This is a genomic window from Streptomyces argenteolus (assembly GCF_042902585.1).
Lineage (GTDB): Bacteria > Actinomycetota > Actinomycetes > Streptomycetales > Streptomycetaceae > Streptomyces > Streptomyces argenteolus.
Genome location: NZ_JBIBEG010000001.1, coordinates 95,981 through 108,814, shown reverse-complemented (window position 1 = coordinate 108,814; position 12,834 = coordinate 95,981). Strand labels below are relative to the sequence as shown.

The 12,834-nt window shown below is 70.7% G+C and carries 13 protein-coding genes and 1 pseudogene; 10 read left to right on the top strand and 4 right to left on the bottom strand.

Going from position 1 to position 12,834, the window contains the following annotated elements; translation table 11 throughout:
* Positions 1 to 186: 186 nt before the first annotated feature.
* Positions 187 to 1,023 carry an RNA polymerase sigma factor WhiG gene (whiG, locus tag ACFY8O_RS00460; RefSeq protein WP_145810809.1) on the top strand — a complete coding sequence of 279 codons (837 nt, stop codon included), beginning with the start codon at positions 187 to 189 and terminating at the stop codon, positions 1,021 to 1,023.
* A 97-nt stretch (positions 1,024 to 1,120) separates the two neighbouring features.
* Positions 1,121 to 1,678 (top strand): TetR/AcrR family transcriptional regulator, encoded by a 558-nt coding sequence (locus ACFY8O_RS00455; protein ID WP_145810923.1) that lies wholly within the window; start codon positions 1,121 to 1,123, stop codon positions 1,676 to 1,678.
* A gap of 155 nt (positions 1,679 to 1,833) precedes the next feature.
* On the opposite strand, the pseudogene ACFY8O_RS00450 reads toward ACFY8O_RS00455, so the two are convergent.
* Positions 1,834 to 2,559 (bottom strand): annotated as a pseudogene (locus tag ACFY8O_RS00450) (murein hydrolase activator EnvC family protein); the annotation flags it as partial.
* A gap of 277 nt (positions 2,560 to 2,836) precedes the next feature.
* Here ACFY8O_RS00450 and rpsB point away from each other — a divergent pair.
* From rpsB to ACFY8O_RS00420, 6 genes are all read left to right on the top strand, one after another.
* On the top strand, positions 2,837 to 3,757 hold the full coding sequence (gene rpsB, locus ACFY8O_RS00445; protein ID WP_267080001.1) for a 30S ribosomal protein S2: 921 nt from the start codon (positions 2,837 to 2,839) through the stop codon (positions 3,755 to 3,757).
* A gap of 101 nt (positions 3,758 to 3,858) precedes the next feature.
* Positions 3,859 to 4,695: a translation elongation factor Ts gene (gene tsf, locus ACFY8O_RS00440; protein ID WP_145810805.1), complete on the top strand. Its 837-nt coding sequence runs from the start codon at positions 3,859 to 3,861 to the stop codon at positions 4,693 to 4,695.
* A gap of 158 nt (positions 4,696 to 4,853) precedes the next feature.
* Complete coding sequence (gene pyrH / locus ACFY8O_RS00435) at positions 4,854 to 5,630, top strand: UMP kinase (RefSeq protein WP_387897439.1); 777 nt, start codon at positions 4,854 to 4,856, stop codon at positions 5,628 to 5,630.
* A 115-nt stretch (positions 5,631 to 5,745) separates the two neighbouring features.
* Positions 5,746 to 6,303, top strand: coding sequence for a ribosome recycling factor (frr, locus tag ACFY8O_RS00430; protein WP_031100531.1), 558 nt, complete (start codon positions 5,746 to 5,748; stop codon positions 6,301 to 6,303).
* Positions 6,303 to 7,391 carry a phosphatidate cytidylyltransferase gene (locus ACFY8O_RS00425; protein WP_145810801.1) on the top strand — a complete coding sequence of 363 codons (1,089 nt, stop codon included), beginning with the start codon at positions 6,303 to 6,305 and terminating at the stop codon, positions 7,389 to 7,391. Before frr ends, ACFY8O_RS00425 begins: the two co-directional genes overlap by 1 nt.
* 92 nt (positions 7,392 to 7,483) lie before the next feature.
* Positions 7,484 to 7,792: a DUF6191 domain-containing protein gene (locus ACFY8O_RS00420; protein ID WP_387897436.1), complete on the top strand. Its 309-nt coding sequence runs from the start codon at positions 7,484 to 7,486 to the stop codon at positions 7,790 to 7,792.
* A gap of 140 nt (positions 7,793 to 7,932) precedes the next feature.
* Here ACFY8O_RS00420 and ACFY8O_RS00415 read toward each other — a convergent pair whose 3' ends face one another.
* From ACFY8O_RS00415 to ACFY8O_RS00405, 3 genes are all read right to left on the bottom strand, one after another.
* Positions 7,933 to 9,021, bottom strand: coding sequence for a serine hydrolase domain-containing protein (locus ACFY8O_RS00415; RefSeq protein WP_387897433.1), 1,089 nt, complete (start codon positions 9,019 to 9,021; stop codon positions 7,933 to 7,935).
* A 5-nt stretch (positions 9,022 to 9,026) separates the two neighbouring features.
* On the bottom strand, positions 9,027 to 9,548 hold the full coding sequence (locus ACFY8O_RS00410; protein WP_387897430.1) for a pyridoxamine 5'-phosphate oxidase family protein: 522 nt from the start codon (positions 9,546 to 9,548) through the stop codon (positions 9,027 to 9,029).
* Positions 9,549 to 9,743: 195 nt separating this feature from the next.
* Positions 9,744 to 10,085 (bottom strand): DUF6233 domain-containing protein, encoded by a 342-nt coding sequence (locus ACFY8O_RS00405; RefSeq protein WP_387897427.1) that lies wholly within the window; start codon positions 10,083 to 10,085, stop codon positions 9,744 to 9,746.
* Between the two features lie 243 nt (positions 10,086 to 10,328).
* On the opposite strand from ACFY8O_RS00405, the gene rlmN reads away from it, so the two are divergent.
* Both rlmN and ACFY8O_RS00395 read left to right on the top strand, forming a co-directional pair.
* Positions 10,329 to 11,435, top strand: a complete 1,107-nt coding sequence (rlmN, locus tag ACFY8O_RS00400; protein WP_145810792.1) for a 23S rRNA (adenine(2503)-C(2))-methyltransferase RlmN — start codon at positions 10,329 to 10,331, stop codon at positions 11,433 to 11,435.
* Between the two features lie 276 nt (positions 11,436 to 11,711).
* Complete coding sequence (locus ACFY8O_RS00395; protein ID WP_387897423.1) at positions 11,712 to 12,803, top strand: thiamine ABC transporter substrate-binding protein; 1,092 nt, start codon at positions 11,712 to 11,714, stop codon at positions 12,801 to 12,803.
* Positions 12,804 to 12,834 lie beyond the last annotated feature (31 nt).

Genomic DNA, 12,834 nt, shown 5'->3' with positions numbered 1-12,834 from the left:
CCGGTGCGCGCGGTGACGGTCCCGCCGTCGGGCTGTGCCCGGCGGCGGGGGAAATGGAACGCAATCGCACCGCACGGTTCCCTTGTCCTGCGCGCACCGCAACACCTCAGTCACGCTACGCTCACAAGGAATCCGCCCCACGGACACGTCCCCAGCACGTCACGGCAGAACGGCTCAAGGCACCACATGCCCCAGCACACCTCCGGGTCTGACCGCGCGGCAGTACCACCGGCTGCGCGTGGCACTGTGCGCCCTCCCGCCCCCTCCTCGCTCGACGAGTTGTGGCGTTCGTACAAGACCACCGGCGACGAGCGCCTGCGGGAGCAGCTGATCCTGCACTACTCGCCCCTGGTGAAGTACGTGGCCGGGCGGGTCAGCGTCGGCCTGCCGTCCAATGTGGAGCAGGCGGACTTCGTGTCCTCCGGGGTCTTCGGGCTGATCGACGCCATCGAGAAGTTCGACATCGAACGCGCCATCAAGTTCGAGACGTACGCGATCACCCGGATCCGCGGCGCGATGATCGACGAACTCCGGGCCCTGGACTGGATTCCCAGGTCCGTGCGGCAGAAGGCGCGCAACGTCGAGCGTGCCTACGCCACGCTCGAGGCGCAGCTGCGACGCACCCCCTCGGAGGCCGAGGTCGCGGCGGAGATGGGTATCGCCCTGGAGGAACTGCACGCGGTTTTCAGCCAGTTGTCGCTCGCCAATGTGGTGGCCTTGGAGGAGCTGCTGCACGTGGGAGGCGAGGGCGGCGACCGGCTCAGCCTGATGGACACCCTGGAGGACACCGCTGCGGACGACCCGGTCGAGGTCGCCGAGGACCGCGAGCTCAGACGGTTGCTGGCCCGCGCCATCAACACGCTCCCCGAGCGGGAGAAGACCGTGGTCACCCTGTACTACTACGAGGGCCTCACGCTGGCCGAGATCGGCAACGTCCTCGGGGTCACCGAGAGCCGGGTCAGCCAGATCCACACCAAGTCGGTGCTCCAGCTCCGCGCGAAGCTGGCCGACGCCGGCCGCTGAGCCGGAGCCGCTTCGGCCATCCGGTGACGGACGCGCACCCTCCCGCGCACGCACCCCGCCGTAGAGTGGAGGGGTGCCCAGGATTCGAGCGGCCTCCGTGGCCGAGCACCGGACCATGCAGCGCGGCGCCCTCCTGGACGCCGCGCGCTCCCTGCTGTCCGAGGGCGGTACGGAGGCGCTGACCTTCCCCGCCCTCGCCGAGCGCACCGGCCTAGCCAGGTCCTCCGTCTACGAGTACTTCCGCTCCCGCGCCGCCGTGGTCGAGGAACTCTGCGCCGTCGACTTCCCCGTCTGGGCCGCCGAGGTCGAGAACGCCATGGAGCGCGCCGCCACCCCCGAAGCCAAGATCGAGGCCTACGTACGCCGGCAGCTCGACCTCGTCGGGGACCGGCGGCACCGGGCCGTCGTGGCCATCTCCGCGAGCGAGCTCGACGCGGGCGCGCGCGAGAAGATCCGCGCCGCGCACGGCGGGCTCATCGCCATGATCGTCGAGGCGCTCGCCGACCTGGGCCACACCGAGCCGAGGCTCGCCGCCATGCTGCTGCAGGGCTCCGTGGATGCCGCCGTCCGCAGGATCGAGCTGGGCGCGGCGGAGGAGCCCGGCATCGTGGCCGACACGGCCGTGGCCATGGTCCTGCGCGGCGTGCGCGGCTGAGCGGGAGGCTTTCCCGCCTCCGGCAGTGGTACCCCCAGGACGGGCAGCAGCCGTGAAGGGCCCCGCCGCAGCAGTGACGGCGGAAGCATCGACAGCGGGTCCAGATAGACACCTCCCCGGCGCAGCCCCCAGTGCAGACAGCCCGAGGCACAGTGGGACGGCTCCGGGCCGGCCACTCCCACCAGCTGCCCCGCGGCCACGTCCTCGCCCCTGGCGACCCGCGCCCGCACCGGCTCGTACGTGAAGCGCAGCGGCGGCACCCCGCTCCCTGCCACGTCGACGGAGACCACCCCGCGCCCCGCCACCTGCCCCGCGAAGGCGACCCGGCCCGGGGCGGCGGCGCGTACCGGGGTGCCCGGCGGGGCGGCGAGGTCCACGCCGCGGTGACCCGGCCCGTACGGACCCGCGGGCGGCTCCCAGCCCCGCACGACCAGGGGCCTGCCCGCGAGCGGCCAGACGCGCCCATCCCGGGCAGCCGGGGACTCGGCCCGGGCGGCGGGCCCCGGATCGGCATCCCGGTGCGTTACCCCGGGACCGGCGCTCCCGGCGGTGCCCCCCGAGGCAGTGGTCGGTGGCGTGGCCCCCGGATCGGGGCTGCGGGCCGCTAATCCCGGTGAGGTGGTGCTGGGCTCGTGGGGCGTGATGCGGCCGGTGGGGTGTTCCGGTCTGACCCACGGGCCGGTACTCCACGACGTGGCCTCCTGGGTGGTGTCCCCGGCGCCCGGACCGTGGGACGCGGTCAGGGCGGCGGAGCGCCCCGCGGCCACGGTGAGCAGCACCGTCAGCAGTGCGGCGGCCACGGCACGCGCGGGTGGTGGCGGCGGCGGGGCGACGCGGGGGAGGCGGGGCCGGGACGGCCGTGTTCCAGGTGTGCGGGGCATGGCGTCACGATCTCCCGGCCGCCCGTTCCGCGGGGATCATGGCCCGGATCTGTGGACAGCCGGCCGCTTGTGGACATCGCCGTCACCCGGCACCCGGCGGGTCCCGTACACTTCTTCTGGCGATCCGGGTCACCGGGTCGACTTCGCACGCCCCTCCACCTCCCTCTCTGCGGACGGTGGCCGCGCCTCTCGGTCCCTCGTGGCACGGCGCGTCGGGGCGTCAGGCGCGACAGCAATCCTGCGGTCGCGACAACCGAGTACCTCAAGGAGTACGGCCATGGCCGTCGTCACGATGCGGGAGCTGCTGGAAAGCGGCGTCCACTTCGGTCACCAGACCCGTCGCTGGAACCCGAAGATGAAGCGCTTCATCTTCACCGAGCGCAACGGCATCTACATCATCGACCTGCTCCAGTCGCTGTCGTACATCGACCGCGCCTACGAGTTCGTCAAGGAGACCGTCGCCCACGGCGGCTCCATCATGTTCGTGGGTACGAAGAAGCAGGCCCAGGAGGCCATCGCCGAGCAGGCGACGCGCGTCGGCATGCCGTACGTCAACCAGCGCTGGCTCGGTGGCATGCTCACCAACTTCTCCACCGTCTACAAGCGCCTTCAGCGTCTGAAGGAGCTCGAGCTCATCGACTTCGAGGACGTGGCCGCCTCCGGCCTCACCAAGAAGGAGCTCCTGGTCCTCTCGCGCGAGAAGGCCAAGCTGGAGAAGACCCTCGGTGGTATCCGCGAGATGCAGAAGGTGCCGAGCGCCGTCTGGATCGTCGACACCAAGAAGGAGCACATCGCCGTCGGTGAGGCGCGCAAGCTCCACATCCCGGTCGTCGCGATCCTCGACACCAACTGCGACCCCGACGAGGTCGACTACAAGATCCCGGGCAACGACGACGCGATCCGCTCCGTCACCCTGCTCACCCGCGTGATCGCCGACGCCGTCGCCGAGGGCCTCATCGCCCGCTCCGGTGCCGCCACCGGTGACTCGAAGCCGGGCGAGAAGGCCGCCGGCGAGCCCCTCGCCGAGTGGGAGCGCGACCTGCTCGCGGGCGAGAAGAAGGACGACGCCGAGGTTCAGTCCTCCGCCGAGACCGAGAAGGCCGCCGACGCCGAGCCGGCCGCCGCCGCTGCCGAGCAGGCTTCGGAGCAGGCCGAGACCCCCGCCGCCGAGGCCCCGGCCACGGACGAGCAGGCCTGACACCCGTCAGTCACGGCTGAATGACGGCGGGGGCCGGTGCACAGGCACCGCCCCCGCCGTTCACCCGTAGATCTTTCAGACTTCGAGAGAGAAACAGACTCATGGCGAACTACACCGCCGCTGACGTCAAGAAGCTCCGCGAGCTCACCGGCGCCGGCATGATGGACTGCAAGAAGGCGCTCGACGAGGCCGACGGCAACGTCGACGGCGCGGTCGAGGCGCTCCGCATCAAGGGCCAGAAGGGCGTCGCCAAGCGCGAGGGCCGTTCGGCCGAGAACGGCGCCGTCGTCTCCCTCGTCTCCGAGGACAAGACGTCCGGCGTGCTGGTCGAGCTGAAGTGCGAGACGGACTTCGTCGCCAAGGGTGACAAGTTCCAGGCCGTCGCCAACGCGCTGGCCGCGCACGTCGCCGCGACCTCCCCGGCCGACATCGAGGCGCTGCTCGCCTCGGAGATCGAGCCCGGCAAGACCGTCCAGGCGTACGTGGACGAGGCCAACGCCAACCTCGGCGAGAAGATCGTCCTGGACCGCTTCGCGCAGTTCACGGGTGCCTACGTCTCCGTGTACATGCACCGCACGATGCCCGACCTGCCGCCGCAGATCGGTGTCATGGTCGAGCTGGACAAGGCCGACGCCGAGCTGGCCAAGGGCCTCGCGCAGCACATCGCCGCCTTCGCCCCGAAGTACCTGTCCCGCGAGGACGTCCCCGCCGAGGTCGTCGAGGCCGAGCGCCGCGTCGCCGAGGAGACCACGCGCGCCGAGGGCAAGCCCGAGGCCGCGCTCCCGAAGATCGTCGAGGGTCGCGTCAACGGCTTCTTCAAGGAGGCCACCCTCCTCGGCCAGCCGTACGCGCTGGACAACAAGAAGTCCGTTCAGAAGGTCCTGGACGAGGCCGGTGTCAGCCTGAAGCGCTTCACGCGTATCAAGGTCGGCATCTGAGTCCGTCCGCGAACAACGGTGGACCCCGATAGGGTCTGGTGCAGTCGTCGGCCGCACCCAGCCGGACGACCGCAGATCTGACGAGGAGGCCATTGCCGCTCAGGGACGACAGACCCACCGGCAATGGCCTTCTTCGTATGTGCACGAGGAGAATCTCCATGAACAAGGGCGCGGACGCCACACACGGTGACCACAAGCGCGACGACGGCAAGATTTCCGGGCGCTTCATGCTGAAGCTGTCCGGCGAGGCCTTTGCCGGTGGCGGAGGCCTCGGTGTCGACCCCGACGTCGTGCACGCCATCGCCCGCGAGATCGCCGCGGTCGTGCGCGACGGCGCGGAGATCGCGATCGTCATCGGCGGCGGCAACTTCTTCCGTGGCGCCGAGCTCCAGCAGCGCGGCATGGACCGGGCGCGGTCCGACTACATGGGCATGCTCGGCACGGTCATGAACTGCCTGGCGCTGCAGGACTTCCTGGAGAAGGAAGGCATCGACTCACGCGTCCAGACCGCCATCACCATGGGCCAGGTCGCCGAGCCGTACATCCCGCTCCGCGCCGTGCGGCACCTGGAGAAGGGGCGCGTCGTGATCTTCGGCGCCGGCATGGGGATGCCGTACTTCTCCACCGACACGACCGCCGCCCAGCGTGCCCTGGAGATCGACGCGCAGGCGCTGCTGATGGGGAAGAACGGGGTGGACGGGGTCTACGACTCCGACCCCAAGACCAACCCGGACGCGGTGAAGTTCGACGCCCTGGGGTACGGCGAGGTGATCGCCCGCGACCTCAAGGTCGCCGACGCCACCGCCATCACTCTGTGCCGCGACAACCAGCTCCCCATCCTCGTCTTCGAGCTGACCACGGAGGGCAATATCGCCCGTGCGGTCAAGGGTGAGAAGATCGGCACGCTGGTGAGCGACGAGAGCACCCGGGCCTGACAGCCCAGAAGATGGACAAGGGCCTGCCGGTCGGACACCGTGCAGGTGAGGACGCGACGCAGGATCCGCAGGGCCCGACGACGCCGGGCCCGCTCAAGACACGCAGGAGCACGTGGTGATCGAAGAAATCCTCCTCGAGGCCGAGGAGAAGATGGAGAAGGCCGTCGTGGTCGCGAAAGAAGACTTCGCGGCCATCCGTACCGGCCGTGCGCACCCGGCGATGTTCAACAAGATCGTCGCCGACTACTACGGCGCCCTGACCCCGATCAACCAGCTGGCCTCGTTCTCGGTCCCCGAGCCGCGGATGGCCGTGGTGACGCCGTTCGACAAGACCGCGCTGCGCAACATCGAGCAGGCGATCCGTGACTCCGACCTCGGCGTCAACCCGAGCAACGACGGCAACATCATCCGTGTGACGTTCCCCGAGCTCACGCAGGACCGCCGCAAGGAGTACATCAAGGTCGCCAAGACCAAGGCCGAGGACTCCAAGATCTCGATCCGCTCCATCCGCCGCAAGGCCAAGGAGTCGCTCGACAAGCTCGTCAAGGACAAGGAGTCCGGCGAGGACGAGGTCCGCCGCGCGGAGAAGGAGCTCGACGACACCACCGCGAAGTACGTCGCGCAGGTGGACGAGCTGCTCAAGCACAAGGAAGCCGAGCTGCTCGAAGTCTGATGAACGACTCCACCTGGGGCGCCCCGCAGGGAGCCGGTTACTGGGGCGCGCCCGAGATGGGGGCCGCTCCGGCGGGTCCCGCTCACGATGTGCACGGCGCCCAGCAGACTCGGCCCATGCCCATCGTGCCGGACGTTCCCGACGCAGGTAGAGACGCTGACGACCGCGACGACCGGAACCGGGACGCCGCGCGCGTCAGCGGTCCCCTGTTCCGTGACGAGAAGCCGCAGGAGCCCATGTCCACCCCGCCGCCGCCCCCCACGCCGCCCAAGAAGCGTGCGGGGCGTGACCTGCGTGCGGCCATAGGGGTGGGACTGGGCCTCGGTGCGCTCGTCGCCGGCTCCCTCTTCGTCGTGAAGGCCGTCTTCGTCGGTGTGGTCGCGCTGGCCGTGGTGGTGGGGCTCTGGGAGCTCACCTCGCGCCTCAAGGAGCGCAAGGGCATCAACGCCCCCCTGGTGCCGCTCGCCGTCGGCGGCGCCGCGATGGTGGTCGCCGGTTACGTGCGGGAGGCCGAGGGCGCCTGGGTCGCCATGGCCCTCACGGCCCTCGCCGTGTTCGTGTGGCGCATGACGGAGCCTCCCGAGGGCTACCTCAAGGACGTCACGGCCGGTGTCTTCGCCGTCTTCTACGTCCCCTTCCTGGCCACCTTCGTGAGCATGATGCTCACCGCGGACGACGGTCCGTGGCGGGTACTGACCTTCCTGCTGCTGACGGTGGTCAGCGACACCGGCGCGTACGCCGTCGGCTGGCGCTTCGGGACGCACAAGCTGGCGCCGCGCATCAGCCCGGGGAAGACCCGGGAAGGCCTCTTCGGGGCGGTCGGCTTCGCGATGGTGGCCGGCGCCCTGTGCATGGAGTTCCTGATCGACGGCGGCAGCTGGTGGCAGGGGCTGCTGATGGGTCTCGCGGTCGCAGCCAGCGCGACCCTGGGTGACCTGGGCGAGTCCATGATCAAGCGGGACCTGGGGATCAAGGACATGGGCACCCTGCTGCCGGGCCACGGCGGCATCATGGACCGGCTCGACTCGCTGTTGCCGAGCGCGCCCGTGGTGTGGCTGCTGCTGGTGCTGTTCGTCGGGGCCGGCTGAGACCGCCGGGAGCATCGCGTGTGGGGCCGTCGCCGGGAGCGACGGCCCCACCGGCGTTCACGGGCGGAGTGCCGCGGCGCACACTACGGAGCATGGGATTCGCCGTCTTCATGACCCTGCCCGGACTGGTCGTCGTCCTGACGCTCCTGGCCTTCGTCGATCAGCTTCTGCTGCGGGCGGGCCGCGCGGGCGTCCTGCCGTGGCGTAACAGCGTGCGGCAGGGGCAGATCTCGGCGACCGGCTTCGAGCAGCTGCACGCGAGCTTCTCGCCCGGCAAGCAGAACGAGCTCAAGGAGCGGCAGTCGGCCCTGCTGATGCGGGACGACGAGGAGGACGGCGCGCCTCCCCACCGCACCACGGTGGACCTGGAGGGCGGTACGGCGGTCGTCCGGCTCCCGTAGGGCTTTCCGTGCCCCCGTCCCGCGAGGGGCGTACACCCGCCCGCCACGGACCCCGCCCGTGCGGGAGCCCTGACCGCGGCGCGTCCGGTGCCTGCGCGTAGGTCACCGGCCGGCAGGGGGCCCGCCGCGCATGCCGGGAGTCAGGCGCCCGGGGCGAAGCGGGCCGCGGTGACGTCCGCGAGGCGCTGCGCGGTGTCGAAGCCGGGGGTGAGACGGGTCTTGGTCATCGCGAAGGAGACGCCGGTGGCCGGGTCGGCACAGACGTAACTGCCGCCCCCGCCGGTCCAGCCGAACGTGGCGGACGCTTCGCCCTGCCGGGCGCCGACGCGCCCCAGTGGATAGCCCAGGGACAGCCGCGCGTGGTTGCCGAAGACCTGGTCGGTTCCCTCGAAAGCCACCGTCGTCAGCTCCCGGAGCCGGCCCGGGCCGATGAGCCGGCCGTCGAGCACCGCCGCGTTCATGGCGGCGGCTCCCCTCGCGGTGAAGGTGCCCACCGACGGGATGTCCGCCAGCAGGATCGCGTGGCTGTTTCCCATGGCCGCGCTCGGCCGCATCTCCCAGGGCGCGAGAACGGCATCGTCCGGGGGCGCCCCGGCCGCTGGCGGCATCGCGTCCTCCAGATGGGCCAACCGGGCCAGATCGGCCGGCGGCACGCCGAAAAAGAGATCACCCTCCAGGCCCAGGGGGTTCGTGACCCACTCGCGCAGAAGCGTGCGCATCGGTTTTCCGGTGGCCCGGCGTGCGACTTCGCCGACCAGGAAACCGTAGGTGAACGCGTGGTATCCGGTCTTCGTCCCGGGCCGCCACCGCGGCTCGGCCCCGGCGATCGCCCCGCAGACACGCGGCCGCTCGGTGAGATCGGCGGGACCGATGCATCGTGGCATGGCCGGGATCCCGGCCGAGTGGGTCAGCACGTGCCGGAGAGTCGCGGTCTCCTTGCCATGGGCACCGAACTCCGGCCACAGGTCGGTCAGGGGTGTGTCGTATCCGACCGCCCCGTTCCTGACCAGCAGGTGAGCGATCAGGGACGTCATGACCTTGCCGGCGGAGAAGCTGAAGAAGAGGGTGCGCGAGGTCACCCGGCGTCCGCTCCGGCCGTCGGCGAGACCGGCGACGGCGTCCGCGACGAGAGCCCCGCGGTGGTGGACGGCGACCTGCAGGCCGGTCTCGGCTCCCGTCTCGGCGCGCTCGTCGAGCACATCCTGGATCCTCCGCTGCAGTGAGGACATGAGCGTCACCGGTCCGGCCAGGTGTAGCGGGTCTGGCTGGCCACCGGCAGCTTGCCGAAAGCGAACCCGACGGCGGGCTCGATGCGGTAGAGCCGGACGTCGCCGGCGACGACGGCCGCGCCCAGCCCGAACCAGGCACCCTCGGGGCTGGTCAGACGGGCACCGTACTTCCGCTCGAGGTCAGCGGCGGCCTCCGCACGCTCGGCGCGCCCGTCCACGGTGGCGGCGGCACCCTCGACGACGACGTCCGTACCGGTCAGAGCATGTGTCCCGGTCGTCAGCACACAGTGGGGATTGCGCTCAAGATTGCGCGCCTTGCGCTCCTGCGCTCCTGTGGTGAAGCACATGCCGCCCAGACTCCAGGCCGCCAGCAACGGCGTCACATGCGGTCGCCCGTCCGGGCGCACCGTGGACAGCCAGAACACCTCCGCCTCGGCCAGGACGGCCGACGCCGACGCCCACGGCGTGGCTCGCGCGCCCGGGGACGAAAAGGGGCCCAGCAGGACCGTCGGTTCGGTGTCCGCCATGTCGCTCCCTACGCGGCCGGTTCAGGGACGTCCTCCGGTGCGCCGACGCCGCCCGGCCGGCCCACCACGCTCTCGGTGTGTCGTGCGTAGCCTCCAGGTGATGACCTGAGTGCGCCGGGAAACTCATCGGCTCCGCGCGCACCGCGATCGGTGGGCGTCCCGCGCAGACGGGGGAGGACCTCCGCACGCCCGCGGTCACAGCACTCCGAGGTCCCGGTCGGGCCGGCAGTACGGGCAGGCCGGGATGCCGTCCTCGGTCAGTGCGCGCAAGGCCTGCTCACGTGTCATCGGCCGCGTGCTCCCGCCACCCATGCCGCAGTCGCCCGTGTGCACGGCGTCGGGCCTGGCCCCGGCGCCCGCGCGCAGCACCGACAGCTTCCAGGAGGGCTCCGGCGGTGGCAGGGTGCGTGCGGCCCGGGCCGCCGCGGCCTCGCGCTGCTCCAGCTCCGCGATGGTCCGATCGGTTCGGCCGAGCTGGTACGCCTGCCACTCGCGCACGATGCGCAGGCGATCCAGGCGGGACATGTTTTCGGACACGTATTCGATTCTAGAGGGCTTCTACGGCGTCCGGGCCGTTGAGCCGATGCCCGGCCGGGCGCGCACCCCCGCCGTGCGATCGGTCACTGTTCCCCGCGGCACCCCCCGGACCGCCCCGGCCGTCGAAGGGCCGCCCACGTCGGCAACGGCGTCCGGTGGGGGCCGGGCACGTCGGTCCTCCGCCCCCTTCCGGGCCGACGGCGGTCCCGATGACCTCGGCGTGTCTGTAACACTGGAGGAACCATGCCTAAGCCCGGAGAACTCACTTTCGTCGCGCCCCGCGGAGCCAAGAAGCCCCCGCGGCACCTCGCCGACCTCACGCCCGACGAGCGCAAGGAAGCAGTCGCCGCGACCGGCGAGAAGCCCTTCCGCGCCAAGCAGCTGTCGCAGCACTACTTCACGCGGTACGCCCATGACCCGGCCGAGTGGACCAACATCCCCGCCGCGTCACGGGACAAGCTCGCCGAGGCGATGTTCCCGGACCTGATGTCGGTCGTGCGCCACATCAGCTGCGACGACGACACCACCCGTAAGACGCTCTGGAAGCTGCACGACGGCACGCTCGTCGAGTCCGTGCTCATGCGCTATCCGGACCGGGTGACCATGTGCATCTCGTCCCAGGCGGGCTGCGGCATGAACTGCCCGTTCTGCGCCACCGGACAGGCGGGTCTCGACCGCAACCTCTCGACCGCCGAGATCGTGCACCAGATCGTGGACGGCATGCGCGCGCTGCGTGACGGCGAGGTCCCGGGCGGGCCCGCGCGGCTGTCCAACATCGTCTTCATGGGCATGGGCGAGCCACTGGCCAACTACAAGCGCGTCGTCGGGGCGATCCGCCGGCTGACGGACCCGGAGCCCGACGGGCTGGGGCTCTCGCAGCGCGGGATCACGGTCTCCACCGTCGGCCTCGTTCCGGCCATGCTCCGCTTCGCCGACGAGGGCTTCAAGTGCCGCCTCGCGGTCTCGCTGCACGCCCCGGACGACGAGCTGCGCGACACCCTGGTCCCCGTGAACACCCGCTGGAAGGTCCGGGAGGTCCTGGACGCGGCGTGGGAGTACGCGGAGAAGTCGGGCCGCCGCATCTCCATCGAGTACGCGCTGATCCGCGACATCAACGACCAGGCGTGGCGGGGAGACCTGCTGGGACGGCTGCTCAAGGGCAAGCGGGTGCACGTCAACCTCATCCCGCTGAACCCGACCCCGGGGTCCAAGTGGACCGCCTCGCGTCCCGAGGACGAGAAGGCGTTCGTCGAGGCCATCGCCCGCCACGGAGTCCCGGTCACCGTCCGGGACACCCGCGGCCAGGAGATCGACGGGGCCTGCGGCCAGCTGGCGGCCTCGGAGCGCTGAGGGCGGTCCCCGGCGGGGCCACCGTCCCCCGCCGGGCGGTCGGTACGGCGTGATCCGGCCGGTGTAGCCTGGTCCGGAAATCAACTTCATATTCCGACAGGGGAGCGCCACAGCGCTGAGAGTGCGGCACCGAGAACAGGCAGGCCGCAGACCCTCTGAACCTCGCCCGGGTCATTCCGGGTAGGAAGTTCGGACCTTACTCAAGCTGTTGCGCCCTGCCCGCTCACCGAGCGGGTGGGGCCGCGTCTCTTCCTGGTCACTTCCAGGAGGAATCACATGAACACCACCACGAAGTACGCCGCGACGGCGCTGGCCGCCGCGCTCGGCGTCGGCGTGCTCGCGGGCTGCGGCGCCGACGACGAGGCCGGCGGCACGGGGTCGAAGGGCTCCAAGACCGTCACCCTGGTCAGCCACGACTCGTTCAACGCCTCGGACGCCGTCCTTAAGGCGTTCACGAAGGAGACCGGCTACACGGTCAAGGTCCTCAAGAGCGGTGACGCCGGAGCCGCGCTCAACCAGGAGATCCTGACCAAGGGATCCCCCCGGGGCGACGTGTTCTTCGGTGCCGACAACACGCTGCTCTCCCGCGCCCTGGACCACGGCCTGTTCACGCCGTACGAGGCGAAGGGCCTCGACCGCGTCGCGGAGTCCGCACAGCTCGACGCGGACGAGCACCGGGTCACGCCCGTCGACACCGGCGACATCTGCGTGAACTACGACAAGAAGTACTTCGCCGACAAGAAGCTCGACCCGCCGAACTCCTTCGACGACCTCCTCGACCCGGAGTACAAGAACCTTCTCGTCACCGAGAACGCCGCGACCTCCTCGCCCGGCCTCGGGTTCCTCCTCGGCACCGTCGCCACCTACGGGGAGAACGGCTACCAGGACTACTGGAAGAAGCTGAAGAGCAACGGCGTCAAGGTCGTCGACGGCTGGGAGCAGGCGTACAACGAGGAGTTCTCCGGCTCGGCCGGCGGCAAGAAGGCGAAGGCGGACCGCCCCCTGGTCGTCTCGTACGCCTCCAGCCCGCCCGTCGAGGTGCTGTACGCCGACCCGCAGCCCACCGAGGCCCCGACCGGTGTCGCCACCGCCACCTGCTTCCGCCAGATCGAGTTCGCCGGACTGCTGGACGGTGCGAAGAACGAGGCGGGCGGCAAGGCGCTGCTGGACTTCCTGATCAGCAAGCGGTTCCAGGAGGACATGCCTCTCACCATGTTCGTGAACCCGGTGGTGAAGGACGCGAAGCTGCCGGAGCTCTTCACGAAGTTCGGTGCGACGGTCGACGAGCCGGCGACCGTGGCACCCGAGAAGATCGCCAAGAACCGTGAGCAGTGGGTCCAGTCGTGGTCCTCGCTCGTCGTGAAGTAGTCGCGCGGCCCCCGCGCGGGGGGAACGCGGT

Bases quoted from the DNA above. Each gene is read 5' to 3' on its own strand.
- ACFY8O_RS00395 (WP_387897423.1), top strand. From the start codon at position 11,712: ATGAACACCACCACGAAGTACGCCGCGACGGCGCTGGCCGCCGCGCTC.
- ACFY8O_RS00410 (WP_387897430.1), bottom strand. From the start codon at position 9,548: ATGGCGGACACCGAACCGACGGTCCTGCTGGGCCCCTTTTCGTCCCCG.
- ACFY8O_RS00425 (WP_145810801.1), top strand. From the start codon at position 6,303: ATGAACGACTCCACCTGGGGCGCCCCGCAGGGAGCCGGTTACTGGGGC.
- rpsB (WP_267080001.1), top strand. From the start codon at position 2,837: ATGGCCGTCGTCACGATGCGGGAGCTGCTGGAAAGCGGCGTCCACTTC.
- pyrH (WP_387897439.1), top strand. From the start codon at position 4,854: ATGAACAAGGGCGCGGACGCCACACACGGTGACCACAAGCGCGACGAC.
- tsf (WP_145810805.1), top strand. From the start codon at position 3,859: ATGGCGAACTACACCGCCGCTGACGTCAAGAAGCTCCGCGAGCTCACC.
- whiG (WP_145810809.1), top strand. From the start codon at position 187: ATGCCCCAGCACACCTCCGGGTCTGACCGCGCGGCAGTACCACCGGCT.
- ACFY8O_RS00415 (WP_387897433.1), bottom strand. From the start codon at position 9,021: ATGTCCTCACTGCAGCGGAGGATCCAGGATGTGCTCGACGAGCGCGCC.
- ACFY8O_RS00420 (WP_387897436.1), top strand. From the start codon at position 7,484: ATGGGATTCGCCGTCTTCATGACCCTGCCCGGACTGGTCGTCGTCCTG.
- rlmN (WP_145810792.1), top strand. From the start codon at position 10,329: ATGCCTAAGCCCGGAGAACTCACTTTCGTCGCGCCCCGCGGAGCCAAG.